This is a genomic window from Limnobacter sp. UBA7229 (assembly GCF_002473065.1).
In the GTDB taxonomy this organism is placed as follows: domain Bacteria; phylum Pseudomonadota; class Gammaproteobacteria; order Burkholderiales; family Burkholderiaceae_B; genus Limnobacter; species Limnobacter profundi.
Window position 1 is genome coordinate 182,061 of sequence record NZ_DKTN01000005.1, and the last position, 26,518, is coordinate 208,578.

The window sequence follows — 26,518 nt, forward strand, 5'->3', positions numbered from 1 at the left end:
TATTCCTTGGTAGTTTGAAGCTGTTTGTTATGCGTTGGGTAGTGTGTCGGGGATCATCAGTTCATAGAGCATGCCCAGCCCAAGCCCATAGCCGCCTTGCCCGTTGGGGCCTCCGCGGTCACTGGTAAAGTACATGCGTTTGCCGTCCGGGCTGAAGGCAATTCCGGCGATTTCAGACTGGTCTTGCCCAACAATTTGCAGCAGCGGTACCAGCTTGCCGTCGGGATATACAACCACCACTTGCATGCTGCCACCATCTTCGGCTACCAACACTTCGCCAAATGGCGTCATGGTGATGTTGTCAACGCCAGAAAGAATGTTGTTGGGGGCGGTGGCGGTGGCCATGTCGTAAACCACCTCAATGGTTTGTGCGGTGGTGTTCAACATCCACAAGCGGTCATCGCCCTTGGTCGCAAAAAACACGCGGTCATTCTGATACCAGACACCTTCGCCACCGTCGAACACGGCAGTGTCGGGCAGGCGGTTCTCGGTTTGCGGTGCATTGGGATTGGCTGCGTTCACCCAGCTGTAGCGCACCGGGCCATTCAATGCATTGGCCACATCGCCTTCCACTTTCAATACCTGTAGCAGTCCCTGATTCATATTGGCGCGTGGCGCACCGGCCGGCCAGTCACCCGCGGTGGGTACCCAGCGGTAGAAGCGGCCGTCGGGCATGTCTTCCGTCATGTAGAACACGCGGCGCTCACTGTCGATAGCAACTGCTTCGTGGCTGAACAGCCCCAGGGCTGGCAGTGGGCGGGCGGCCTGAATACCGAACGGATCGCATTCCCACACCAAGCCGGTCGGAATTTCTTCGCAGCTGAGCCAGGTTTTCCAGGGTGTAATTACGCCAGCACAATTAAATGTAGTGTTTTGTAATATTCGATAGCTGTCTTCAATCGTGCCGTCGGGGCCAAACACAAGGGCGCTTGCGCCGCCCAGTCCGGGGCTGAATGTTTCGAGTAAATTTCCCACGGGCGCCAGTTCAGGCACGGTGAAACCAAGGGTACCAAAGCCTGGAATCTCGCTGTTTGAACAATAAATCCAGCCACCATCTTCTCGGGGCACCACACCGCCACCGTCATTGAAAATATGCCAAGGTGTTGCGCCTGAAACCGGCGGCAGGTTGCTGATGGCCACTACCCGCGTGGAAAAACCGGCAGCAGTGCGCACGCCGTTGGCATCAGGATCGCCCAGTGGGCTGATGTTTCGAAACCGAAACTGATTGTTATTTAGCGCAGTGCCGCCAAACCGGTTGGTCTCTGATGCGCCAAGCCGGCCACTGCTTGAACCGGAGGGATTGTCGGAACTGCCGCAGCCAGCCATCCACGGCAGCGCGCTGGCGCTGGCACCATACAAAAATGTTTTGAGCAGATTGCGTCGGCGAATGCTGGGGGGCAAAGCGGGTGGAAACGACATGGCGAACATCCAGATTGAACAACATCAACCTGTGATACCCGGCATACTGAATTTTGGTTTCCGAGGCGGTCTTCAGTGTGACCATTCACCGATTTGTCACATGGTGGGGTCACACGGAAGTACAGTCCTTTACGTTTTGAAGTAAGACACAGCGCGCTGCAAGTCTTCCGACATGCTTTCTACCTGACGGGATTGACCCTCTAGTTGCATACTGGCCATTTTCAGTTGTTCCGACAAGGCTGAAATATCACTCACCCGCTCGGAAATATCCATGCTGGCGGCTTCTTGCTCTTTGGTGGAATTGGCCACGGCCAGCGCATATTCAACGGATTGCTCGAAGTGTTGAACAATTTCCTGAAGACCACCCATAAGCTTGTCAGCGTACTGCATGTTTTCGTTCATGTGCTCGCCCACTTGTTCCACCGACTTGTTGGAACGTTCTGAGTAGGTGCAAATTTCACCGATCAAGGTGCGAATTTCATCGGTGGCCGTGGCGGTGTTCTGTGCCAGGGTACGTACTTCATCGGCCACCACTGCAAAGCCACGCCCTTGTTCGCCAGCGCGAGCGGCTTCAATGGCAGCATTCAAGGCCAGCAGGTTGGTTTGCTGGGCAATCCCCTGAATCACGGACACGATACCGTTGATTCGGTCAGAGCGTTCCACCAGTCCCGCAATTTCCTGGGTGGTGGTTTGCATTTGACCCGCCATGTCATTCATTTTGCCTTGCAGGGTTTGCATCAAGGCCATGCCGTTCTTGGCGGTGTCTGCCGACAGTTTGGCCTGCACTTCGGTTTTGTGGGCGTAATCTGAAATGGACTTGGCGCTGGCGCTCATTTGTTCCACGCTGACCGCAGTGGCGTTGGAACTGTCGGCCTGTTTTTCAGCAGAACCTGACAAACCCGACGCCACATTCACCAGTTCGCTTGAAGCGGTTTTGAAAGTGCCGCAGGCCTGTGACACCTGCTTGATGATTTCCCGCAAACGCACCTGCAATTGCTGCATCCCGTCCATCAGCGAGCCACTCTCGCATTTCGGGACAGATTGGGTCAGATTGCCTTGCGCCATGGTCACCACCACATTCAGCGCCTTGGCAGGTTCGCCACCAATTTGCTTGCGAAGCGATGCAGCCACCATGCCAACCGTGATACCGCACAACAGCACAATGGCGACACACACAATGCCGATGGTGATCAGGGCATTCTCGAACACGGAATCGCCTTGGGCCACTGCAGCCTCCATGGTGCTTTTCACGCTCGAGTTCAAGGCATTCATGGCATTGTCAATTTGCTGCTCCAGCGGATCACCTTCTCCCAGCAGCATCAGGGTTGCAGCCTGCACTTCACCCAATTCGGATTGTTCAATCACTTTTTGATACACGGTGTGCAAGGCCGAGTTGTCGGTGTTGATGGTTTCGATCAGTTTGCGGGTTTCGCCAGCAGGCGCGCTGGCCTGCATGCTTTGGCCCAGCAAATCAATTTCAGCATCCAGCGCAAGCATGCGTGATTTGGCCAAATCAAACCGCTCCTGTTCATCAGCAAGAATCACATTTCGGGCTTCGCGCGCCAACAATGCTGATTTACTGCCCAGGTTGGACACCTGCGTTAGCAGGGAAACCTGCTTTTCGGTGTTTTCCTGGTTGAACTGGTTTAGGGCATGAATTTGATAAACAGCAAACACACTCAAGGCGAGCAAGGCCGCAATAGGTATGCCCATGACAATACCCAGCCGAACATTCAGGCTGGTATTGATGATCTTGTTCATAAAGGAGGAAGACATGTTTACTTGCTCATGGAAGGGCTTGAACATTCACGCCGATGGTTAAAGTGCCAATCGCTTTGCCACCCTCCATCACGGGTACGGAGACCTGAGAAACCACCGCGCCGGAACTTTCATCCTTTTTTGCACGGGCAATGTAGTCATCGCCTTTGCCATCGGCCCAGGCTTTCACAAACTTGGGCTCATCGCCCTGCCAGTAATCGGAAGTCATGGAGCTGATGGCTACGTTCGCTCCCTGGTTGTCGGTCAGAATGGTTTCGGTGAAATAAGGTTTGGATTTTTCAGCCGCAAGCAGGGCTTTGGACACCGGGCTTTCCATCATGGCTTTTCCCTCTGGCAAACCGCCCGATGCAGCAATCCACTTGCTGTCCATCGCCTTGATGGCGTCCAGTGTCAGTCCCTTTCCGTTTTGGGCTTTGACAGCGGCAATCACTTCGGGTTTTGCGGCAATCGCCTTGATTTCAGGCAGCACGTCGTTGGCCGTGCCTGCAAAAACGGCGCCGCCTGTTGTCAGAATGAAAGTGGCCAAGCTGGCCTTTGCAAAAGACTGGAATCGGTTCATGTGCTGTGCTCCATGGGATTGAGCGTGGGTCTCAATCGGTAGATTGTTAAATTTTTTCCGCCACAAGGGGGATGTAACAAGATTAAGGATCTGATTCTGAAAGCAATTCATGGATAAGCAACGGGAATAGGCCTTACTAAAATTCGTTGGTTCAAATGGAGGGGGGTGTATAGGGTAAACCCTTGCATCTGAGTTTGACTTGACGTAACAGTTGCGCAGAACAAGGGTTGGCGCTATGTTTGAGCGGGTAACAACTGTTGCGCAAACAAAAAGGGGAAAAAATGAAAAAATTGATGCTTGCTGCCTCGGCAGCTGTTGTATTGGCAGGTTGTGCGGCTGGCGGTATGTTTGGCCCAGCCCCGAAAGACGGTGAATTGGCCCAGCCCACCGATTACAAATCCTGGCCTGTGTTCCTGGCTGGAATCGAAAAGCCCACTGGCCACATTCGTGACATTTACATCAACCCCACTGGCGCTGCCGCCAAAAAAGGCGAAGCTTTTGCCAACGGTACTGTGAGCGTGATGGAAATTTACAAGGCCACCAAAACCGGCGATAAAATGACCAAGGCTGGTCTTGAAAAAGTGTTCGTCATGTACAAGGGCAACAACTGGGGCAGCACTGCGCCAGAAGGCATGAAGACAGGCGACTGGGTGTATGCAGCATTTGAACCCAATGGCCAGCCCGCCAAAGCGGATTACGCCACCTGCCGTGGTTGCCACCTGCCATTGGCCGACAAAGACTACATTTTTCACTACGACAAGTACTTTGACACACGCAAGAGCGCCCAGATTCTGGACGGTCATGCTGGCAAAGTAGCCATGTCTGTTGAAGAAGCCCACCTGGCTGCTTTGGTTACCAAGTAAACCACTGGCTATTTCCGTACAATAAAAGCCACCCAAGGCCGGGTGGCTTTTTTGTTGGGGTGTTCCATGCGCATTCTGCGTTTCGCTTTGTATGCATTGTCTGCAATCGTTTTACTGGGGCTGGGCGCTCTGGTTTTCCTGCTGAAGTCGTATCCCGCTGTCCAGTTGCCTGAATCGTTGAAACCAAGCCCTGCCGGCAGTGTGCGAACCTTGTTTTTGGGAACCTCGTCCATGGCCTGGACCGATGGGCAGAGCACATGGCTGGTAGATGGTTTTTTCTCGCGACAACCGTTGTCCGAAGTTGCTTTTACCCGACTGAAGGTTGATGAAACCCAGGTTGGCGCAGTGGCCGCAGAAATGTTCAAGCGTCTGGATATGCCCAGTGCCTTGAGTGGTATTGTGGTGGCGCACTCGCATTACGATCATTCCCTGGATGCTCCTTTTCTGGCGAAACAATATGGCGCGCGGGTCGTGGGTTCGGAATCGACTTTGCAAATTGCCAAAGGGCAAGATGTGCCGACAACACAAATAGATGCTTTTACGGGCAGTGGCCGCGTGAAGTTGGGCGAGTTTGATATTCAGTTGATTCAATCTGCCCATGCGCCCACCGGATTCACGGGTGGATTTAACACCAAACCTGTGTTTCTTCCGGCCCATGCCTTGCAGTTCAAAGAAGGAATCAGCTTTTCATTTGTGGTGTCTCACCCCGGCCTGGGGCCTGGGCCATTCGCGCTTATTCAGCCTAGCGCAGGTTATGTTGAAGGCCAAAACAAAGACATTGCGGTGGAGCATGTGTTTTTGGGAATGGGTGGTTTGGGTAAATTAAGCGACGCCTACATTGAGAATTACTGGCGGGAAATGGTGGTCGGTACCGGGGCTAAGCATGTGTACCTTATTCACTGGGATGACTTTACTCAACCTCTCATGAAAAAGGGTCAGCTGGTGGGCTTGAAACCCATGCCCAAGTTACTGGATGACTTCCCGAGATCCCTTGAATTGTTAAAGATGTTTTCAGAACGCGATGGCGTGACTCTTCATGTGTTGGATGCATGGCAAATGGTCCATTTTTGATCCACAGTTTCCGGTGTTTGAGTGCATACTAAAACCGCATGCTGCGTGGCATGCGTGACCAGCGCGATTCGCTGAAATGTAAGTAACTATGCCGAACCCCAGCAGTCTGCACACCGACGCCAATAAAAAGAACTTTGCGGATCTGTTTCACAACGAGGTCACAGCGTGGTTGGTGTTGGTGCTTTCCATTGTCATCACTGCGCTGGGCTGGGTGTTGTCCAGCCAAGCCATCGAGAAACGCGCCAACGACAGGTTTTCATTTGAGGTTCGTGATGCCCAAGAGCGCATTCAGAGCCGGATCAACCAGTACCAACAAATTTTGCGCGGTGGAGTGGCTTTTTTTGATGCGCACACCAGCGTGAATCGAGAACACTGGCAGGTGTACGTGGCCTCGCTCAACTTGCAACGCGAGTTGCCAGGCGTGCAAGGTTTCGCGTTCGCCGAACGTGTGTCACCAGATACTTTAGAACAATACGAAAACCGCATACGTGCCGAGGGATTTCCAAATTATTCGGTCACCCCTCCTGGTGAACGCGAGGTTTACTTTCCCATCACACTGATCGAGCCGTTTGATGAACGCAACCAGCGTGCTTTTGGTTACGACATGTTTTCCGAGCCTGTACGCCGCGAGGCCATGCGCCGGGCCATGGACACGGGTCAGCCCACCGTGTCGGGTTTGGTTCAGTTAAAGCAGGGCGACGAGAGAAACCCCGCCCCGGGCTTTCTGATTTATCTGCCTGTGTATACCCAGGGTGTAGATTTAAGTTCGGTCGATTCTCGCAGGCAGGCTATTCGCGGCTTTGTGTATAGCCCTTTTGTTGCCTCGGACCTGATGCAGAATGTGTTGGGCAATGAAAAAATTCCCCTTCACTTTCAGTTGTATGACGCTGAAAGCAGGGTACCGGAATCGCTGATTTATGATTCCGCCAGTGGTGTTGACACCCCACAGCAACTTCAATTGTTTGATCACACCCATGCAGTGACAGTCCCCGTTGAGTTGTCTGGGCGAACATGGACCGCGCGTTTTGAAAGTACACCCGATTTTGACCGGGATGTTCACAACTCCCTGCCCAACCTGATTTTGCTCGCCGGCGGTGCAATTGATTTGATGCTGTTTCTCACCATCTATTCTTTGGTGCAACAGCGCAGGCGACAAAGCGCCAGCAATGCGAAAAGCCAGTTTCTGGCCAATATGAGCCACGAAATCCGTACCCCGCTCAACGCCATTCTGGGTTTCAATACTTTGTTGGGAGAACAGCTGACAGACCCGCAGGCCAAAGGGTATGTGAAGCAGGTTCAAGAGGCTTCAGAGCAATTGCTGGGCATGGTTGAAGATGTGCTGAGTTTCTCGCAGATTGAGGCAGGTTCAATACGGATCGAGAATATAGAATTTGATTTGCATGACAGGGTGCGCAGAACCTTGCGCCTGTTTACTGCAAAAGCACAGCACAAAGGTTTGAGCCTTGAACTTGAGATGGATGCAATGACACCACTGATGGTGAAAGGTGACCCCGCGCGTTACGGGCAGGTGTTATCGAACTTGTTGAACAATGCGATCAAGTTTTCCGACAGCGGCGTGGTGCGCGTCAAAGTGCAGGCCGACAGGCTGGACATGCATGAGGCAGTAATTCGCACCGAGGTACACGATCAGGGTATCGGCTTCGACGTCAATGAATTCGAGCGCCTTACCCGCCCCTTTGAGCAGGCGGACAACACCGCCACACGCCGGTTTGGCGGTAGTGGTTTGGGTTTGGCGATCTGCAAGCGATTGACCGAGTTAATGGGTGGCGAACTGTTTGTGGCCTCTGTGCCGCAGGCTGGCAGCGTATTTGGTTTCACCTTGCGGGTTCAAACCGTGTTTGTACAAACGGGCGATTCAACCGCCCAGTTGCCCACAGAGGCGGTATCACTTCAGGGTAAAAAAATACTGGTGGTCGAAGACAACAAGCTGAATCAGCATGTGATCAAAGCCTTGCTCTCAAAAATGAAAGCAGATGTATTGTTGGTCGACAACGGGCAAATGGCCGTTGACGCCGTGCGTGCAGATTCGTCGATCGACCTTGTGTTGATGGACATTCACATGCCGGTGATGAACGGCATTGACGCCGCCATTGCAATTCGCCAGTTGCCCGGCCCAGCCAGTCTGTTGCCAATTGTGGCGTTGACCGCGGGTGCTCTTCAGGAAGATGAACAGGCCTGCATGAATGCGGGCATGAACGAGTTTTTAAGCAAACCAGTGGACGTGCCCAAACTGCGGCAGGTGTTGGCTCGACAATTATCGGTTACGCACTGAAAATACGAACATGCCTGCCAGCATGGCAGCGATAAAAATCAGGCCATCGGTGGCCAGGCTGGCCGCCGCCACTACTGCAGGGCCAGGGCAAAAACCGCCAATGCCCCACCCCGCGCCAAATAACGCCGCACCCAGCAAAAGTTTTTTGTCGACATGGGTGTTGGTGGGCAAATTCATGGGCAAGCCCATGAGGCTGTTTTTCAGGCGCTTGGCCAAAAAAAACCCGGGCAACCCAAGGGCAATTGCACCGCCCATCACAAACATCAGTGAAGGGTCCCAGGGCATTGAAAGATCAAGAAAGCCTATCACCTTGGCCGGGTTGGCCATGCCCGAGATGATCAAGCCCCAACCAAAAACCAAGCCCGCCAGGCCGCTTGCCACGGCAAAACGCATGTTGTTTTTCACAATTTGGCTTCCCTCAAATAACATGCATAAGCATTGAGGCCACCACGAAACCGGTGACCATGAAAACGCCCGTGGCAATCAGCGAACGCAGCGACAGGCGTGAAAGCCCGCACACGCCGTGCCCACTGGTGCAGCCCGACCCCAGCCGTGTGCCGTAACCCACCAACAGCCCAGCAACAACCAATGCAACCGTGCCGCGTGGGCTTTCAAATTCAAAACTTCCCACCACAGCTTGGTACAGCCAGGGTGCTGCGGCCATGCCCAGTACAAAGGAAAGTCGCCACAGAAATTCTCCATGTTGCGGCTTGAGCAAACCGCCTACTATGCCGCTGATCCCGGCCACGCGGCCAGTCAACAGAATCAGCATGACGGCTGACAAGCCGATCAACAACCCGCCGAACAAAGCCGGGTAGGGCGTAAAAGCTTCCCAATTGACAGTGAACATCCTGATTCCGATTAAATATGATTATACGCTCATATTATCATGTGCAAAAAATAATCACCAGAATGGGTGTGAGTTACAATGCGGCGTCTGTCTTGTTGCCCACACAACCCCATGTCCTCTTCGGAAACACCTTCCCAAGCCCTGTTCCCTGTGCTTTATTCCCCTTCTTCGGTCGCGGTAATTGGTGCTGGCATTGCGGGCAGTAGTGTGGCGCTGGCGCTTTGCAAACTGGGTGTGCAGGTGCACTTGCATGATTCAGCCAGCGGCCCCGCAGCGGGTGCTTCCGGTAACTGGGTGGGCGCTTTTCACCCCCACATTACCCGTGGCGATTCGCCCTTGTCGCAATTGACACGTTTGGGGTTTGAACACACCTTGCTGGCGCTTGAGGATTTGACCGCACAAGGTTTGCTGAAAAAAGGCGTCGATTGGGACACCCCAGGGCACTTGCAAACCGTGCCACCTGAAGAGGCCGACCGCGCGCGTGAAACACTGGAGTTGTTGAATTTTCCGCAAACACTGGTGCGCTGGGCGCAGCCCAATGCCCTGTTGCCCACACCCTTGAGTGGTCTGTTTTTCCCGCAAGGTGGTTGGGTGAAACCAGCCCGTTGGGTAGCGGCCAATTTGCAGGCCTGTGGTGAATTGCTTCACACCCATTACAACAGCACCATTGGCGATGTAAGCCCCTTGCGGGAACAACACTCGGCGGTGGTGGTGTGTGTGGCTGAAAATGCACTTGAATTGGCACCGATCCCCGGTGCTCGCGCAAATGCTGTCAAAGGCCAAATCAGCAAATTGAGGTGTGATGTAAAACCCGGTGTCGTGTTGTCTGGTGAAAGTTATGCGATTGCTCCAGCAGCTGAAGACTGGTTGGTTTTGGGTGCCACATACGAGCGGCCTGTGCTGCACTTGAACCCCACCGCCGAGGCCGATGAGTTGAATATCGCCCGGTTCAAGGCGGCATTTCCTGAGTTACCACTTGGAGAGTTGCTTGATCATCGCTGCGCAGTGCGATCGGTTTGGCACGATCGCCTGCCCGCCATCGGCCCCGTGCCGAATATGCCGGGGATGTACATGAGCACCGGCTTTGGGTCCCGTGGTTTATTGTGGGCAGCTTTGGGTGGGCGTGTGGTGGCTGACCACTTCACGGGCAAGCCAATCGAGTCGAAACTGTTGGGAAAACTTACGCCCCGCGCGGCGAAGGCGTAAGTTTTAAAAAGCGTTCAAAACGCAAAATTCATGATGCTTCTTTGGCAGCCTTGGCTTTGGCTGCGGTTTTTGTCGCTGGCTTGGCTGCAGTTTTGCCTTTGGCTGCACCAGGCTTCTTCTCGGCTTTTGCCTCGAACTCAAAACCAATTGCACCGTCGGGTTTCTTGACCAAAAACGCTTTGAACGCACGACGGGTTTTCGATGAAACAAACCGTGTCAGCAAATCAGTTTTACCGTCGAGCAACAGTTTTTCCATTTGTTCGCGGTCAATGGGTTGTTGCAAAATCACCTTGCCTGAACGGAAGTCACAGCTTTTGCTTGGTCCTACCGATTTTTCGCACACATAACTGGTGGCCTGTTCATACACATTGGATGCGCACTTGGGACATGGCCCAAGTCGGGTTTCACCAGAGAAGTCGACGGGTTCGCCATTGTCATCGTCTTTGGCCTGGCCAAAGTCAAACTCCAGCTTGTGTTCATCAGTCAGCTTCAGCACAGCGGCAAACGGGCGGCCCATTTTGCTGCGGAAACCATCGAGCATTGGCAACTCGCGGTCTTGCAACAGCTTTTCAACTTCAGCCACTTCAAACTGACGACCGCCTGGCACTTTCGAGATCGAGAATTCGCATTTTGTGCAGGCAAAGCGGCGGTAGTTTTCCTTCACCACGCTGCCGCAGTTCGGGCAAGGTGTCACCAGTGTGGCGTAGTCGCCAGGAATGGTTTCCTCTGTGTAGTTTTTCGCACGGTCAACAATGTTCTGCGTAATCTTGGCAATTTCCTGCATGAACTGTTCGCGCGAGAGCTCGCCCTTTTCCATCAGGGAAAGTTTGTACTCCCACTCGCCAGTCAACTCAGGCATGGTCAGTTCTTCAACGTCCAGGCCACGCAGCAGGGTCAGCAGCTGGAACGCCTTGGCTGTGGGTACCAAAGCGCGTTCTTCACGCACCAGGTACTTTTCGTTAATCAAACCCTCAATGGTGGCAGCGCGCGTGGCTGGCGTGCCCAAGCCTTTGGTGCCCATGGCATCGCGCAGTTCTTCTTCTTCCACCAGTTTGCCTGCACCTTCCATGGCGGAAAGTAAAGTGGCTTCGCTGTAGCGTGCAGGTGGCTTGGTGCTCAGGGTGTGTACATCAATTTCGTCGGTACTTACTTTTTCACCGGCATCCACAGCCACCAGGCTGTCATCGCCCGCAGCTGCGGCTGCGCGGCCGTAAATGGCCAGCCAGCCCGGCTTCACCAGCACCTTGCCTTCGGTTTTGAAGGGGTGGCCTTCAACCGTGGTAATGCGTGTGGTGACGTTGAATTCCGCTGGTGGGAAAAACACTGCCAGGAAACGTTTCACCACCATGTCGTATAGCTTGGCTTCGGGTTCGCTCAGGTTTTTTGGCACTTGCAGGGTTGGAATAATCGCAAAGTGGTCAGAAATCTTGCTGTTGTCGAACACCCGTTTGTTGGGCTTTACCCAGTTGTTTTTCAGTATTTGTTCACAAAACTGCCCATACGCACCGGCAATGTGGCCTGAATCCAATCCCACAAAGCTTTTCAGGGTTTGGTTCACGGTGCCCATATAATCTTCAGGCAAGGCTTTTGAATCAGTACGCGGGTAGGTCAACACTTTGTGTTTTTCATACAGCGCCTGGGCCAGGCCCAAGGTGTTCTTTGCTGAAAAACCAAAGCGACTGTTGGCCTCGCGTTGCAGGCTGGTCAAATCGAACAACTGAGGCGCAATTTGCGTGGTGGGTTTGCTTTCTTCTTCTACTGTGCCGGGCTTGCCGTCACAGGCAGCCACAATGGCTTTGGCCTTGGCTTCGTCCCACAGCCGGTCTGCACGTTGCTCAGGGTCTTCTGCTTTTTTAAAGTCGCGGTCAAACCATTTGCCTTCGTAGGCACCAGCCTGCGCGCCAAAACTGGCGCGAATCTCGAAATAAGTGCGCGGCACAAACTTGCGGATTTTCTCTTCGCGTTCCACAACAATGGCCAGTGTGGGGGTTTGTACCCTGCCCACCGTGGTCAGGTAAAACCCGCCTTCCTTGCTGTTGAATGCAGTCATGGCACGTGTGCCATTGATACCCACCAGCCAGTCTGCTTCCGAGCGGCAGCGCGCAGCATCGGCCAGTGGCATCATCTCGGCATCGCTGCGCAGGCTCGAGAAGGCCTGACGAATGGCTGCGGGTGTCATCGATTGCAACCACAAGCGTTCAACCGGCTTGCTGCTTTTCGCGTATTGCGCGATCAGGCGGAAAATCAGCTCACCTTCCCGGCCCGCGTCACAGGCGTTAATCAGGCCGACCACGTCTTTGCGTTTAATCAGTTTGTTCAGCACCTTCAGGCGCGATTCTGTTTTTGCAATCGGGTTCAGGTCAAAGTGTGTTGGCAATACGGGCAGGTTGGCAAAACTCCACTTGCCCCGCTTCACCTCAAATTCGTCGGGCGCCTTGATTTCCACCAAATGGCCCACGGCCGATGACAGCACGTACTCATCACTTTCAAAGTAATCGTCGTGTTTGGTGAAACCACCGAGGGAGCGCGCAATGTCAGCGGCCACGGAGGGTTTTTCCGCGATGATCAGTTTTTTGGGGTTTTCGCTACTCAATTAGTCCAACTCGTCGGTGTGTGTAATTTCAAGGCCTTGTGCGCCGAAGTGTAAGTGTCAGTCCTTCAATAAATCAAGGCTTTCTCTAGAATCTTCAATTCTGTTGTTGCAACGGCCTTTTTTTAAAATACACCATTTGAACGCACCCAGCGGTTACCGCTTTCACCCAGCACCAGCCCCAGCAACTCCAGTTCGGTCAGTGCAGCCAGGGTGTCTTCAGTGTCCAAACCCAATTGCCGGGCCAATGTGTCCGTGTGCACCGGGTCGTGCCCCAGGTGTTGCAATACCCGGCCCAGTTCTTCATCGGGTTCAGCATCAGTGTCCACGGTGCAGGTCATTTCGGTGTGGCAATCGCTGTCATCTTCTTGCAACACGCTGAGCAACTTGTACTGTGGCAGGCTGGCCTTGGCTTCTTCCATCAACTCCAGTGCTGTTTCTACCAGCAAGGCGCCTTTTTTGATCATGTCGTGGCAGCCTTTGCTTTGGCTGCTGTGAATGGAACCAGGAATGGCCCCTACCGGGCGCCCCAGTTCACTGGCAACCCGGGCTGTAATCAAGGAACCTGAACGCATGGCTGCCTCGACCACAAGCAGTGCATCGGCCAGGCCAGCAATAATGCGGTTTCGACGGGGGAAAAAGCCAGCTTGCGGCGCGGTACCGGGTGGGTATTCGGACAACACCAAACCACCTTGTTCGACAATCTGCTTTTTAAGACCGGCGTGGTGCGGGGGGTAAACCTCGTCAGGCCCACAACCCAGCACGGCAATGGTGGCACCCAGGGCCTGAAGTGCACCCGCGTGTGCTGCACCGTCAATGCCTTCGGCCAAGCCGCTGACAACTACCCATTGGGCTTGCGCAAAAGCCTTGCCAAAACCCTGCGCGTTGCTCAAGCCGGTGCGTGTGGCATTTCTGCTGCCTACAATCGCGATGCCCCGGGTTTTCAACAAATCCAGGCGGCCTTCACCGAACAGAATCAGCGGCGGGTCTTTCAGTGCAAGCAGGCTTTGCGGGTAAGCCGGGCTGTGAATGCCCACCCAGAATCTTTTGTTGCTTTGCAACAACCAAGTGCTGGCCAGTGCATGCCAAAGCCGGACTGCTTCGCATGGGGCGGGTAAACTGCAACCTGGGCCTTGTTGGGCCAGCTCGTAACGTGCACGCGCTTTGATGGTTGTGTTGTAAGCCAGGTTCATGGCGTCGAGTAGCTCACCCATGCAAAGCGCCGAGCAACAAGTGATGGAATTTGCGAACTATTTTTGCCACAGAAGGTATATCCTTTTGGTGTTGACTGTGAAGGTTTTTTGAAAGCATGGCTTTACTCCCAATTTTGCGTTATCCGGATCCGCGCTTGAAAACGGTTGCCACCCCTGTCACCCAGTTTGATGACGCGCTTGTCAAGCTGACTCAAGACATGGCAGAAACCATGTACGATGCGCCTGGCGTTGGCCTGGCCGCTACGCAGGTGAATGTGCACAAACGAATCATCGTGATTGATGTCACCGATGACAAATCGGGCCTGACCGTATTCATCAACCCCGAGATCATCGACGCCAGCAAAGAATGCAAGGTGTACGAGGAAGGTTGTTTGTCGGTGCCCGGCATTTACGAGAAGGTTGAACGCCCCGACACGGTGAAGGTACGCGCACAGAATGTGAAGGGTGAGTGGTTTGAAATTGATTGCGACGAGCTGCTTGCCGTGTGTATTCAGCATGAAATTGACCACCTCAATGGCAAGGTGTTTGTTGAATACCTTTCGCAGTTGAAGCAAACCCGCATCAAAACCAAGATGAAGAAGCAAGAAAAGCTTCAAACCGCTTGATCGCCCAACCCCCCATGAATCGAACCCTGAATGTGGGTTTCGCTGGCACACCCGAGTTTGCTCGGGTTGCGCTGGCGAAGCTTATTGCTGCCGGTTACCCTGTGCACCTGGTACTGACCCAACCCGACCGCCCCGCTGGCAGGGGCATGAAGTTACAGGCTTCCCCTGTTAAACAGCTGGCACAGCAACATGGCATCCCCGTGCTGCAACCGGTCAGTCTGAAAAAAGGCGAGGAAGCCGAACACGCCTTGCACGCCTTGAAAACCGCCGTACATGGTCAAGCCCTGGATGTGTTGATTGTGGCGGCTTACGGGCTTATTTTGCCGCAAACTGTTTTGGATGCTCCGCGCTTGGGTTGCTTGAACATTCATGGCAGCTTGCTGCCGCGCTGGCGTGGCGCTGCCCCCATTCAGCGGTGTATTGAGGCGGGCGATGCTGAAACCGGCGTGTGCATCATGCAAATGGAAGCCGGGCTGGACACCGGCCCCGTTCGCCTGTGGCGGGCCTTGCCGATTGAACACACCGACACCACCACCACCCTGCACGACAAATTGGCCGAGCTGGGCGGTGATTTGTTGGTAGAGGCGCTGGACTCCCTTCGGGCGGCAACACTGCCCCTGGTTCCACAACCTGAAGTGGGAGTGACCTACGCAGAGAAAATCACAAAAGCGGAGGGCGTGATCAACTGGCATCGCAGTGCAGTTGAACTTCAGCGTACACTGCGTGCCTTCGACCCTTTTCCAGGTGCAAACACAACGTGGGGTGGTGAACCTTTGAAGTGTTTTGATCCTGAAACTGTCGCATTGGCTGGCCTGATGGGTAAACCGGGCGAGGTGTTGTCCGTTGATTCCGCAGGCATAGAGGTGCAATGTGGGCAGGGTGTGTTGCGTATTCGAACCCTTCAGAAGGCCGGCAGCAAACGCCAACCTGCGCAGCAGGTGGCACAGGCTTTGGGTTTGCAGGCCGGAAACCAATTGAGCGAATCTGCCTCCAACTAGGCAAAGGTGGCACGCGCAAAACTTGAAATTGCGCGAAAAAGCCTTATTTTCAAGTTGTCGAATCAACAGGCCGCTGATTGGCCAGGATAAATAAGATCATGTTTAACTGGATGAAAACCTTCATGTTGATGGCGGCCATCACCGCCCTTTTCGTGGTGCTGGGTGGCATGATGGGCGGCCGTGGCGGCATGTTGTTGGCCTTGGGCTTTGCACTGGTGATGAACTTTGGTGCGTACTGGTTTTCCGACAAAATGGTTTTGCGCATGTACAAAGCCAAGGAAGTCGATGCCAGCAATGCGCCAGAGTTTTACAACATGGTGGCTGAACTTGCACAGCGCGCAGACATGCCAATTCCGCGTGTTTACCTGATCAATGACAGCGCCCCCAATGCCTTTGCAACCGGGCGCAACCCGGAAAACGCGGCTGTGGCTGCAACCACGGGTATTTTGCAGGTGCTTTCCGCGCGTGAACTGCGTGGCGTGATGGCCCATGAACTGGCCCATGTGAAGCACCGCGACATTCTGATTTCCACCATTTCGGCCACCATGGCGGGTGCCATTTCGGCGCTGGCCAACTTTGCGCTGTTTTTTGGTGGGCGAGATGAGAACGGCCAGCCGATGAACCCGATTGCCAGCATTGCCTTGGCCATTCTGGCGCCATTGGCCGCATCACTGATTCAAATGTCAATCTCGCGCGCCCGTGAATACGAGGCTGACCGTGGAGGCGCAGAAATTTGCGGCGACCCGGCGGCTTTGGCCAGCGCGCTGGACAAAATTCAACGGTATGCCAAGGGCATTCCGTTCCGTACTACTGAAGCGCACCCGGAAACCGCTCAAATGATGATCATGAATCCACTGTCAGGGCAAGGCATAGCTGGCCTTTTTTCGACCCACCCACCCACTGAAGAACGAATCGCCCGCTTGATGGAAATGGCCCGCACTGGCGGTCCGCGTTGAAGCCGGTTCACAGTACGCCACCCAAACTGACAGAAGCCAGTTTGGCGTTTGCCCTGCTCAAGGCCGCGGCAGTCATGACCCGGGTTCTGCGGGAAGGTCGCTCGCTTGACCAAGCCTTGGCCGCTGAAACCAAGGGTGTGAAAACCCCGCAGGCTTTGGGTGCCATTCAAGACCTGGCGTACTTCGGCATGCGCAACCTGGGCCGTGGGCAAGTATTAACCCGCTTGATCAGCGGCAAAGCGCTGCTAAACCCCGAGCCCTTGAATGAATTGATGGCCTTGGGTTTTGGTTTGCTGTGGGATGACAAAAACCCGAAGTACCCGGCGCACACTGTGGTGGACCAAATGGTGTATGCCTGCACGGGCAGCGAGCAGTTTGCACGCGCCAAGGGCCTGGCCAATGCCTGTTTGCGCAATTTTTTGCGCGACTCGAACACCTGGCGAACCAAGGCTTTTGAAGACCCGCTGGCGCAGCACAACTTGCCAGTTTGGTGGATTGAAAAACTGAAAGCCAGCCACCCGCAACACTGGGAAACGATGTTGGCACAGGCGCAAAGCCACCCGCCTTTGGTGGTCCGCGTAAACACCCGCAGTATTTCAGCGCCCGCCTATGCCGAGCAGTTAAACGCCGCAGGCATGGAAGCCCGTGTGATTGGTCGGCAGGCCGTGTTGCTGGCCAAGCCTGTGCCTGTATCTGCCCTGCCCGGCTTTGATTTGGGCCAGGTGTCGGTACAAGACAGTGCAGCGCAATTGGCTTCCCAGTTGCTGAACCCGCAGAATGGACAACGCATTCTGGATGCCTGTGCTGCACCGGGCGGAAAAACCGGGCACTTGCTTGAGTTGGCCGATATTGAACTGGTTGCCCTAGATTCCAGCCCGCAGCGCCTGGGCCGCGTCGAAGACAACATTCGCCGCATTGCCCCCACCCTGAATGGTCAATGGGATTTGCGTTTGAAGGTGGCGCAGGCTGAATTGCTCGACACCTGGTGGGACGGCGTGCCTTTTGACGGTATTTTGGCCGATGTGCCTTGCACGGGTTCAGGCGTGGTTCGTCGCCACCCCGACATTCCATGGTTGCGCAGACCGGACGATATTGCCAAGTTGTCGCAGATTCAACACAAAATACTGAATGCCTTGTGGTCTACCCTAAAGCCGGGCGGTACACTTTTGCTGGTGACCTGTTCCATCTTTCCTGAAGAGGGGCCCCTGTTGGCAAACGCATTTCTCGACAATCATTCCGATGCCCTGGCGCAAACTGCGCCCGGCTGGGTGTTGCCAGTTGCAGCGGCCAACCCTGACCAAGGCTTTGATGCATCTCCCGACGGGTTCTTTTACGCCAAGTTTGAAAAATCCCTAACCTCTTGAGGAAGTGCCTTGAAATTTAGCCAGGCCCACTCCTCGTCATGGACACGCGCTTTGCATGGCCTGCTGGGCCTTTTGCTGATGTGCGTGCTGACTGTGGGGCTGGCCCAGCTTGATTCTTCAACACGGGTCACCGCGGTTAAACTTGAGCCCAGTAAGGCTCCCGCCTCTGCGGCATGGAACCTGGCCGCAGAATTCGAAATTGAGTTGGGCTACAAGTTGCGTGAGGCCGTTGATCGCGGCCTGCCTTTGCAGTTCACGGTTGACTTTCAGTTGATGCGTTCCCGTTGGTACTGGGTGGACGAAGAAGTGGTCAGCACCACTTATCCACTGAATTTGTCGTACAACGCCCTGACCCGTACTTACCGCGTAGTAACCCCCAACAACACCTACAATACCCCCACGCTTGAAGACGCCATGCAGCACATGACCAAGGTGCGCGACTGGGCGGTCATTCCTCGTGATCGAATTGAGATTGGACAGCCCTACACTGCGCAAGTGCGTTTTCGATTGCTGCTCACCGAACTACCAAAGCCATTTCAAATCAGTGCACTGGTGAACAGTGAATGGGATTTGTCCTCGGAATGGCTCACTTTTGAGTTCACGCCCAAACGCGAGGCCTGGAAATGAATCCCTGGCTGGAAAACACCCGGTGGCTGCGTTACACGCTGCTGATTCTGGGCAGCTTGGGCGGGGTGTTGCTGTTTCTTTTAGCTTCGGCTTCCTCGAACACTGATTTTTTTGAAAGCAATTACCCCTTGCTGATCACGCTGAACGGCATTATTGCTGCCGGCTTGTTCAGCATTCTGGCTTTGCTGATTGTGCGCATGGTGCGCCGGTACCGTGCGGGTGTTTTTGGCTCTCGGCTCATGTTGCGCATGTCCTTGTCGTTTGCGCTGATGGGGCTGATCCCCGGTTTTGTGTTGTACCTGGTGTCGGTGCAATTTCTCGCAAAAAGTATCGACAGCTGGTTTGACGTGCGTGTAGATGGTGCGCTGGAATCGGGCTTGAATTTGGGCCAAACTGCGCTGGACAGTTTGATCAATGAACTGGCTTTGAAAGGGCAGTCCATTTCCATCGAGCTTTCACGTGCGACACCCAGCGAGCAATTGCTGGAACTGCCCCGGCTTCGCGATGCGGCCAATGTGCAAGAACTCACCTTGCTGTCTGAAACCGGGCAAATTCTCGGAAGTTCAGGAGGAGCACTGGATAGCCTGTTGCCCAGCCTGCCCACCCAAGTAATGTTACGCCAGGCACTGATGACCAGACCTTTTCAGCAAATTGAGCCTGACCCCGAAGACCCCGACGGGCGCTTGTACATGCGTGTGGTGGTGCCGATTGCCCCGCCCTTGACCAGTTTTGATTTGGGTCAGCGCTATGTACAAATTATGCACCCCGTGCCCACAACACTTTCGCAGCGGGCCAATGCGGTGCAAAGCGTGTACCGCGATTATCAAGAATTGCAGTTGTCACGTTCGGGCTTGCGAAAAATTTATGGCATCACGCTGACCTTGGCACTGTTGCTCACGGTGTTTGTATCGGTGGCTGCGGCATTCTGGCTTTCATCAAGATTGTCCTCTCCTTTGTTGTGGCTTGCCGAGGGTACCAAGGCCCTGGCCAGTGGCAACTTCAAAACCATGCAGCCTGTGAATGCAGACGATGAATTGCGTGAGTTGGTTGATTCATTCAACACCATGACCCGGCAGCTATCGGAAGCGCAACGCCGCTTGCAGGCCAATCAAAACCAGCTCGCTGCCAACAATGATTTCCTGCAAAGTTTGCTGACCAGTTTGTCCGCTGGTGTGCTGGTGCTCGATCACAAACTGCGCCTGAAGATGTACAACGACGGTGCACTGCGAATTTTTGATCGTTCACTGGCCGAGAACCAGGGCCATCCACTGGACGACATGCCCGGCCTGGAAGGATTTGCCATGGCAGTGCGTGCCAGCGTGGCCGACAACCAGGGCAATGAAGGTGAAGAAAGCGGCATTTGGCAAAAACAGCTGGAAATTCCCCGTGCGTTTGATTCGCAAAGTTCGAAATCCATTCTGGTGCGTGGCTCGCGCTTGCCCGGTGAAAAGGCCGGTTACGTGCTGGTATGCGACGACATTACTGCTTTGATTTCTGCGCAGCGAACGGCGGCCTGGGGTGAGGTAGCGCGTCGCCTGGCTCACGAAATTAAGAATCCGCTGACCCCGATTCAGCTTTCTGCCGAGCGTTTGCAAATGAAGTTGGCTGACAAGCTGCAAGAACCGGAATCCGGAATTTTGCAGCGTGCCACCCGCACCATCGTGAACCAGGTGGAATCACTGAAACGTTTGGTCAACGATTTCCGCGACTATGCGCGACTGCCGCCGGCTGATTTGAAGCCGCTGGATTTGAATGACTTGGTGGTCGATGTGCTGGCACTGTACGATGTGCATGTGGGCATTGAAGAACAGGCGGAAACCCGCTTCATTCCAAAATTGACTGAAAAATTACCGCTGGTGGCCGGAGATTCGTCTCAGTTGCGCCAAGTGATTCATAATTTGTTGCAAAATGCATTAGACGCATGTGTCGATTGCGATCAACCCAAAGTGGAAGTGCGAACCGAAGGTTTGAAAGCACCGGAAGGTGAACAGGAACAGTTGGTGGGCGTGAAGCTGGTGGTGGCTGACAACGGGCCGGGGTTCAATCCCGACTTGCTGGCAAAAGCTTTCGAGCCTTACATCACCACGAAAACCAAGGGCACCGGTTTGGGTTTGGCAATCGTTAGAAAAATTGCAGATGAACACAAGGCGCGAATAGCCATTAGAAACAGGGTAGATGCACAAGGGCGGGTGGTTGGTGCGGCGGTGGAATTAACTTTCCCCGTGTTGCAAAACACCTTGAACAATGCCGAACATAGTCAGGCCGCATAAAGAAGGAACTCTCTCACCATGGCGACCATTCTCGTTGTAGATGACGAAATTGGAATTCGAGAACTTTTGTCCGAGATTCTCGGCGACGAAGGGCATGCTGTGCTGCTTGCTGAAAATGCAGGTCAGGCACGCGCACTTCGTGACCAAGAGCAGCCCGACCTGGTGTTGCTCGACATCTGGATGCCCGACACCGATGGTGTTACTTTGCTGAAAGAATGGTCAGTGAAAGGACTGCTGACCATGCCAGTGATCATGATGAGTGGCCACGCCACAATCGACACCGCTGTTGAAGCCACGCGCATTGGTGCGCTTGACTTTCTGGAGAAACCAATTTCCTTGCAGAAGTTGCTGGGTGCCGTAGAGAAAGGTTTGGCGCGCGGAAAAATGGTGCAATCGGCTCGCGCGCTGATGCAGTCCCAGCCAAAGTCCAACGGCATGGGTAGCACTTCCAACCAGACCAGTGGCGCATCTGTTTCTGCAAGTGGTGGTGTGGCCACAGCGCCCGACTCAAGCCCCTTGGGCCAAGCCCTGGCCGAGTTGTCGACACTCGACCTGGATGCCCAACTGCGCGATGCCCGTGATTCATTTGAACGTATTTATTTTGAATACCACCTGCGCCTGGAAAATGGCAGCATGACGCGTCTGGCCGAGCGCACCGGCATTGAGCGCACGCACTTGTATCGCAAACTCAAGCAGCTGGGCGTAGAAGTAGGCCGCACCGCGCGCAAAAATATCGCATGAAAATTATCATCGTCGGTGCCGGGCGTGTGGGGGCCAGCCTCGCTGAAAGCCTGGTGTCCGAACACAACGACATCACCCTGATCGATCCGGACCCCAAAGTACTGGCGGATCTTCAAGACCGCTACGATTTGCGCACCATTGCCGGCAATGGTGCTTTGCCGCGCGTGCTGAAACAGGCCGGTGCCGAAGACGCCGACATGTTGGTGGCGGTAACCCGTAGTGACGAAACCAATTTGGTCGCCTGCCGCATGGCTGCATTGATGTTCAATGTGCCCCGCCGAATTGCCCGTGTACGCTCGCCTGAAATGATGGAACAGGCCCAGTTGCAAGGTGACGAGGGTTTCAATGTGGACCACGTGATTTGCCCGGAGCAAAGCGTGACCAACCACATTGAGCGCCTGATTGAATTTCCCGATGCTCTGCAGGTTCTCGATTTCGCCGATGGCAAAGTCACTTTGGTTTCCGTGCGTGCTTACGCAGGTGGGCCCTTGGTTTCCCACCCCATCGAAGACATTCGAAAGCACCTGCCCAAAGTAGATGTACGAATTGTTGCTTTGTTTCGCGAAAACCAGCCCGTGGCTGTAGAGGGTTACACCATGATTCAGCCGGGCGACGAGGTGTTTTGCCTGTCGGCCACTGAGCATGTGCGCACGGTGATGTCGGAACTTCGCCGCATGTCGAAACCAGTTACCAAAGTGATGATTGCCGGTGGTGGCAACATTGGTTTGCGCCTGGCGAAAAGTCTTGAAGAAAATTACCAGGTCAAGGTGATTGATGCCGATCGCAAGCGTTGCGAAGACCTGGCGAATCAGCTGGGCTCGCGCACCTTGGTGTTGTATGGCGATGCCACCGATGAAGATTTGCTGGCCGAAGAAAATGTGCAGGATGTGGACACCTTCATCGCGCTGACCAATGACGATGAAAACAACATCATGTCGTCCCTGTTGGCCAAGCGCATGGGCGCACGCAGGGTAATCGCCCTGATTCAGCGCAAGGTGTACGCCGAACTGGTGCAAGGCGGGCAAATCGATATTGCACTGGCGCCTTCGAATGCCACACTCAGTGAATTGCTCAAGCACATCCGCCGGGGTGATGTGGTGGCCGTTCACCGCTTGCGTCGCGGTGTGGCGGAAGCAATTGAAACCATTGCGCACGGCGATTCGAAATCGTCGAAAGTGGTGGGCCGTGCCATTGAAAAAATCGACATGCCCAAGGGTGCCGTGATTGGTGCAATTGTGCGAGGTGACAAAGTGATCATGGCGCACCACGACACGGTGATCGAGGCCGAAGATCACATCATTACTTTCGTAGAAAATCGAAAACTGGTACCGCAGGTGGAAAAACTGTTCCAGGTCGGTGTGGGGTTTATCTAAAGTGGCGCGTGCAGCATGAGGAATTCGCTTTTTCCAGTGCTGGGTGTATTGGGCTTTGCCGTGGCCTTGTTCTCGGTGGCGTTCTTGGTGCCGCTGACTTACGCATTTGTAACCGATGAACCCACGGTGCATGCATTTGCCACAGGTTTTTTAGTCACCTTTGGCATTGGTGTCACCGCACACGTATTAACCCGCCGCTTTCGCCGGGAACTTCAACCCCGCGATGGTTTTCTGTTGGTGTCTACGGTGTGGTCGGGCTTGCCTGCTTTTGCCACCATTCCCATGGTGCTGTTTTTTGATGATCTCAGTGTCACGGATGCCTATTTCGAAATGGTGTCTGCGCTGACTACCACTGGCGCTACGGTGCTCAGTGGCTTGGACGACATGCCTGCCAGTATCAATATCTGGCGACATTTGTTGTCATGGATGGGCGGCATGGGCATTCTGGTTTTGGCGGTGGCCATTTTGCCTTTGCTGGGTGTGGGTGGTTCTCAGGTGTTCAAGGCCGAGACCCCGGGGCCCATGAAAGACAGCAAATTGACCCCCCGAATCACGGAAACAGCCAAGTCGCTGTACATGGTGTACTTGATGCTATCAGTTGCTTGCGCAATCAGTTACAAACTGGCGGGCATGACCTGGCTGGATGCGTTTTTGCACACTGGCACCACCGTGTCGCTGTCAGGTTTTTCGTCGCATGATGCAAGCTACGCTTACTTCGACTCAGCAGCCATTGAAATGGTGGCGGTGGTGTTCATGATGATCGCAGCAGTGAATTTTTCGATTCACTTTTTGGCGTGGCGCGGCAAATCATTTCGCCCCTATGCAAATTGCCCCGAAGCCAAATGGTTTTTCATGTTGATGTTTGGTGCGGTGTCATTGATCACCGTGTATTTGCTGGCGCATCAGGAATACACCACGTTCAGCGAGGCGTTCAGGTATGCGCTTTTCAACACCGTGTCGGTGGCTACCACCACAGGTTATGCCAACACCGATTACAGCCAGTGGCCCCTGTTTGCACCTTTGCTCATGATTTTTCTAAGCATGTTTGCAACCGCAGCAGGCTCGACAGGTGGTGGCATCAAAATGTTGCGTGCCGTTATTTTGTTCAAGCACGCCATTGGCGAGTTGTCCCGAATTCTCCATCCGCGCGCAATCAACCCGGTACGTATTCGCGGTTCAGCAGTGAGCCCGCAAGTTATTTTTGGTGTGCTGGCTTTCATGCTGATGTATGGCATGAGCGTGATCACCATCACGATGTTGTTGATATTTACAGGGCTTGATCCAATTTCTGCATTGACCACGGGAATTTCAATGATCAATAATCTGGGCCCCGCTTTGGGTGAGTTTGGTCCAGTAGACCATTACGGTGCCTTGGGCGACTTTCAAACCTGGCTTTGTTCATTTGCCATGTTGCTCGGCCGCCTGGAAATGTTCACCATTCTGGTGCTGTTCACGCCAGCCTTCTGGCGCAAATGAAAACGCGGCTTTTTCTGGTGCCTGGCCGCGACCCGGAAGCACGAGCCCGGCGAATTGAAGCACTGCTTTCCGAGCAGGCCGGCGTTGGCAAAATTACCTTGATGGCCAGTACCGAAGTTTTTTCCTATGCCTCGGTGGAGGCTCAGGCAGAGTTGTTTCGTCTGGACACTGAGCGCAAAGCGCGCGGCATTCATGTGCTTCGGCTTAGCCCCGGTTGCTTGTGTTGTTCCTCCAAACTGGTGCTGACAACCCACCTAGCTCGTACCTTAAGATTGAATCAACCCAATGTATTGTTAATGGAACTGGAAAGCCAAAGCCACCCGGAACAGGTGTTACAGTTATTAAAAGAGCCTCAATGGATTGATTGGTTTGCCGATATAACACTTGTGGAGGATGTTGCGTAAGGGGTTAGACGCCCAAGGCGTGGCCTTGAAATTGCTAGATAGATCACCATATTCAACCTGAAAGTATTATTTGGAGGTTTGCGATGTTAATGATGATTGATAGCCCCTTTTACTGCGTGGTGGATTTGGTCATGAGCGAGGGGCAACCCAGCCTTGGCATTGAAATCGTGGACAAGAACAATCAGCGCGAACTGTTTTTGCAGGGCGATGCGGCTGAAAAATTCCGCGAAGAGGTGAAATACCTTGCCGCCCAAGAACCCGATATCGACGACATCGAAGCTTTTATTGAAAGCTACAAACCCTGGATGCAACACCCGGTTACGTTGCACTGAACGTGTTTTGAAAATGCCTCTGCTGTTCTGGCAGAGGCCACCTTCTCAATCGCTACTTAAGCGAATCTTGGCTTGGCGTGAGTTTCGCGGCTAAGCATCAAACTGACAATCGATGTGCCCACCCACACGGCAAGCACCAGCATGCACACGGTCATGCCAGCTTTTGAATAAGCACCTGTTATGTTTTCTGCAGCCGCATAGTGGTCAAGAATTGCACCCAGTACCGGCTGCTGCACCAGTGGGCCGACCATCACACCCAGGTTCACAATGCCCACTGCGGTTGCGCCCAAGTGGTGCGGCACCGATTCTTTTACATAACCAAAACTAAGCACCATGGAACCACCCCCAAAGGCCGTGGCCCACAACAAAACCGACACCAGCGCAATTGGAAGTTCAGGTTGAATGCCGAGAATAATAAAGCCGCTAATTGAGAAAATTGCACCCAAAAAATAGGGCAGTTTACGCTGCTTCAGTTTGTCGGAAAGCGCACCAAAAAACAGGCTGCCGGCGGCAAAAGCGATCAGCATGCCAGTGATGATCAGGGATGCCTCTTTAACGTTGAGCCCATGCCAGGTGGTGAGGTAGGGCACGCCCCACAGGCCGGTGAACGTAAGAATTGCACCGCACACGCCACTGGGAATCCAGAAAATCAACCACACCGCAGGAAAGCGAAGTGTGTGGCCCAAAGCGGTAAGCAATGGCAAGGTGACTTCATGGGCGGGGCGTTTGGCAACGTGGTTTTTGTAACCGCGTTGTGTGGGCATGTCGCGTACATATATCCAGATGAGCAATCCCAGTGCGATGGCAATAATTCCACTGGCGCCCATGACCATGCGCCAGCCGAACAAATCGGAAAGTGCACGCAGGGGCACACCTGCCAGTACCGCACCCATGGTGCCCACGGCCAGGCTAACCCCCGACATGCTGGCAAAACGTGCAGGCGAAAACCATTGGGCCACCAACATCAGCATGGAAACCCAGGCCACTGCAACCGAACCACCCACCAAGCCGCGCCCCACTGCCGCCCAACCCAGGGTTGGTGCAAAGCCGAACATGAGCGCGCCAAGGCCGCCCAGCATACAGCCTACTGTGAGAATTTTCCGTGGGCCGATCCGATCCACCAATAGGCCGACAGGTATTTGCATGGCTGCGTAAAAGTAGAAGTAAAACGCAGACAGGTTGCCTAGCGCAGCGCGGCTGAGGTCGAACGTGGTGCTGAGTTCTTCGGTGAGTACGCCCGGTGTAACGCGCTGGAAAAAACCAAACAGGTAAAACGCGGCTGCCAGGCCCCAGATGATGAACGACATCCGCAAGGGGGGCGGGGAAAGGTGATTGGGCGACATGGTGTTGTTCTTGTGGTGACTTCAGGCAGTGTCGCATGTGGGCGCGCTTGTGCCACTTGGGTGTAACCCGAGTGGTTCTTTGCTCAACTCGGCATGGGTTGCTTGTGTTGCATCGGAGTGGTTTATTGAGAGCTGAGCTTGAAGGGTCACCGCTGGCGCAACGCCCAATCGGCGGCGGTGTTTCG

23 protein-coding genes are annotated in these 26,518 nt (G+C 54.1%); 15 read left to right on the top strand and 8 right to left on the bottom strand.

The genetic code is table 11. The features are described from left to right. Positions 1–27: 27 nt before the first annotated feature. The 3 genes from B4C79_RS03700 to B4C79_RS03710 form a co-directional block, all read right to left on the bottom strand. Positions 28–1,419: an alkaline phosphatase PhoX gene (locus B4C79_RS03700; protein ID WP_240965859.1), complete on the bottom strand. Its 1,392-nt coding sequence runs from the start codon at positions 1,417–1,419 to the stop codon at positions 28–30. A gap of 129 nt (positions 1,420–1,548) precedes the next feature. After that, complete coding sequence (locus B4C79_RS03705) at positions 1,549–3,195, bottom strand: methyl-accepting chemotaxis protein (RefSeq protein ID WP_291743151.1); 1,647 nt, start codon at positions 3,193–3,195, stop codon at positions 1,549–1,551. A 10-nt stretch (positions 3,196–3,205) separates the two neighbouring features. After that, a complete protein-coding gene (locus B4C79_RS03710; RefSeq protein WP_291743148.1) occupies positions 3,206–3,757 on the bottom strand; it encodes a hypothetical protein in 552 nt (183 codons plus the stop codon). A 281-nt stretch (positions 3,758–4,038) separates the two neighbouring features. On the opposite strand from B4C79_RS03710, the gene B4C79_RS03715 reads away from it, so the two are divergent. The 3 genes from B4C79_RS03715 to B4C79_RS03725 all read left to right on the top strand — a co-directional run bounded on the left by B4C79_RS03715 (position 4,039) and on the right by B4C79_RS03725 (position 7,984). Next, complete coding sequence (locus B4C79_RS03715; protein ID WP_105029748.1) at positions 4,039–4,620, top strand: cytochrome P460 family protein; 582 nt, start codon at positions 4,039–4,041, stop codon at positions 4,618–4,620. 66 nt (positions 4,621–4,686) lie between these two features. Then, the gene (locus B4C79_RS03720) at positions 4,687–5,691 is read left to right on the top strand and encodes an MBL fold metallo-hydrolase (protein WP_291743143.1); all 1,005 of its coding nucleotides are present in this window, start codon (positions 4,687–4,689) and stop codon (positions 5,689–5,691) included. An 88-nt stretch (positions 5,692–5,779) separates the two neighbouring features. Then, positions 5,780–7,984, top strand: a complete 2,205-nt coding sequence (locus B4C79_RS03725; protein WP_291743141.1) for a CHASE domain-containing protein — start codon at positions 5,780–5,782, stop codon at positions 7,982–7,984. Here B4C79_RS03725 and B4C79_RS03730 read toward each other — a convergent pair. Both B4C79_RS03730 and B4C79_RS03735 read right to left on the bottom strand, forming a co-directional pair. After that, the gene (locus tag B4C79_RS03730) at positions 7,967–8,377 is read right to left on the bottom strand and encodes a DUF6691 family protein (RefSeq protein WP_171101309.1); all 411 of its coding nucleotides are present in this window, start codon (positions 8,375–8,377) and stop codon (positions 7,967–7,969) included. The genes B4C79_RS03725 and B4C79_RS03730 overlap by 18 nt on opposite strands. Before the next feature lie 25 nt (positions 8,378–8,402). After that, positions 8,403–8,834 (bottom strand): YeeE/YedE family protein, encoded by a 432-nt coding sequence (locus tag B4C79_RS03735; protein WP_171096929.1) that lies wholly within the window; start codon positions 8,832–8,834, stop codon positions 8,403–8,405. Positions 8,835–8,945: 111 nt separating this feature from the next. Here B4C79_RS03735 and mnmC point away from each other — a divergent pair, with 111 nt between their 5' ends. Then, positions 8,946–10,040: an FAD-dependent 5-carboxymethylaminomethyl-2-thiouridine(34) oxidoreductase MnmC gene (mnmC, locus tag B4C79_RS03740; protein ID WP_171096931.1), complete on the top strand. Its 1,095-nt coding sequence runs from the start codon at positions 8,946–8,948 to the stop codon at positions 10,038–10,040. 28 nt (positions 10,041–10,068) lie between these two features. Here the strand turns inward: mnmC and B4C79_RS03745 are convergent, their stop codons facing one another. Continuing rightward, positions 10,069–12,633, bottom strand: a complete 2,565-nt coding sequence (locus tag B4C79_RS03745) for a DNA topoisomerase III (protein ID WP_105027792.1) — start codon at positions 12,631–12,633, stop codon at positions 10,069–10,071. Positions 12,634–12,755: 122 nt separating this feature from the next. Next, positions 12,756–13,844 (bottom strand): DNA-processing protein DprA, encoded by a 1,089-nt coding sequence (gene dprA, locus B4C79_RS03750; protein WP_291743135.1) that lies wholly within the window; start codon positions 13,842–13,844, stop codon positions 12,756–12,758. 95 nt (positions 13,845–13,939) lie between these two features. Here dprA and def point away from each other — a divergent pair, with 95 nt between their 5' ends. From def to B4C79_RS03805, 11 genes are all read left to right on the top strand, one after another. Then, positions 13,940–14,449 (top strand): peptide deformylase, encoded by a 510-nt coding sequence (gene def, locus B4C79_RS03755; protein WP_105027794.1) that lies wholly within the window; start codon positions 13,940–13,942, stop codon positions 14,447–14,449. Positions 14,450–14,475: 26 nt separating this feature from the next. Further along, the gene (gene fmt / locus B4C79_RS03760) at positions 14,476–15,447 is read left to right on the top strand and encodes a methionyl-tRNA formyltransferase (protein ID WP_291743166.1); all 972 of its coding nucleotides are present in this window, start codon (positions 14,476–14,478) and stop codon (positions 15,445–15,447) included. A 98-nt stretch (positions 15,448–15,545) separates the two neighbouring features. Then, positions 15,546–16,403, top strand: a complete 858-nt coding sequence (gene htpX, locus B4C79_RS03765) for a zinc metalloprotease HtpX (protein ID WP_291743132.1) — start codon at positions 15,546–15,548, stop codon at positions 16,401–16,403. Continuing rightward, entirely contained in the window at positions 16,400–17,767 is a 1,368-nt protein-coding gene (gene rsmB, locus B4C79_RS03770; RefSeq protein WP_291743129.1) for a 16S rRNA (cytosine(967)-C(5))-methyltransferase RsmB, read from the top strand. Before htpX ends, rsmB begins: the two co-directional genes overlap by 4 nt. 9 nt (positions 17,768–17,776) lie before the next feature. After that, positions 17,777–18,394, top strand: coding sequence for a DUF4390 domain-containing protein (locus B4C79_RS03775; protein ID WP_171096937.1), 618 nt, complete (start codon positions 17,777–17,779; stop codon positions 18,392–18,394). After that, the gene (locus tag B4C79_RS03780) at positions 18,391–20,664 is read left to right on the top strand and encodes an ATP-binding protein (protein WP_171096939.1); all 2,274 of its coding nucleotides are present in this window, start codon (positions 18,391–18,393) and stop codon (positions 20,662–20,664) included. Before B4C79_RS03775 ends, B4C79_RS03780 begins: the two co-directional genes overlap by 4 nt. A gap of 18 nt (positions 20,665–20,682) precedes the next feature. Beyond that, positions 20,683–21,405: a response regulator gene (locus B4C79_RS03785; RefSeq protein WP_291743123.1), complete on the top strand. Its 723-nt coding sequence runs from the start codon at positions 20,683–20,685 to the stop codon at positions 21,403–21,405. Beyond that, positions 21,402–22,778, top strand: a complete 1,377-nt coding sequence (gene trkA, locus B4C79_RS03790; RefSeq protein ID WP_291743120.1) for a Trk system potassium transporter TrkA — start codon at positions 21,402–21,404, stop codon at positions 22,776–22,778. The genes B4C79_RS03785 and trkA overlap by 4 nt, the downstream gene beginning before the upstream one ends. A gap of 15 nt (positions 22,779–22,793) precedes the next feature. After that, on the top strand, positions 22,794–24,254 hold the full coding sequence (locus B4C79_RS03795) for a TrkH family potassium uptake protein (RefSeq protein ID WP_171096946.1): 1,461 nt from the start codon (positions 22,794–22,796) through the stop codon (positions 24,252–24,254). Then, positions 24,251–24,658 carry a GTP-binding protein gene (locus B4C79_RS03800; protein WP_171096948.1) on the top strand — a complete coding sequence of 136 codons (408 nt, stop codon included), beginning with the start codon at positions 24,251–24,253 and terminating at the stop codon, positions 24,656–24,658. The genes B4C79_RS03795 and B4C79_RS03800 overlap by 4 nt, the downstream gene beginning before the upstream one ends. A gap of 83 nt (positions 24,659–24,741) precedes the next feature. Further along, positions 24,742–24,990 (top strand): BTH_I0359 family protein, encoded by a 249-nt coding sequence (locus tag B4C79_RS03805; RefSeq protein ID WP_040511986.1) that lies wholly within the window; start codon positions 24,742–24,744, stop codon positions 24,988–24,990. 56 nt (positions 24,991–25,046) lie between these two features. On the opposite strand, the gene B4C79_RS03810 is transcribed toward B4C79_RS03805, so the two are convergent. Next, entirely contained in the window at positions 25,047–26,333 is a 1,287-nt protein-coding gene (locus B4C79_RS03810; RefSeq protein WP_291739140.1) for an MFS transporter, read from the bottom strand. Positions 26,334–26,518 lie beyond the last annotated feature (185 nt).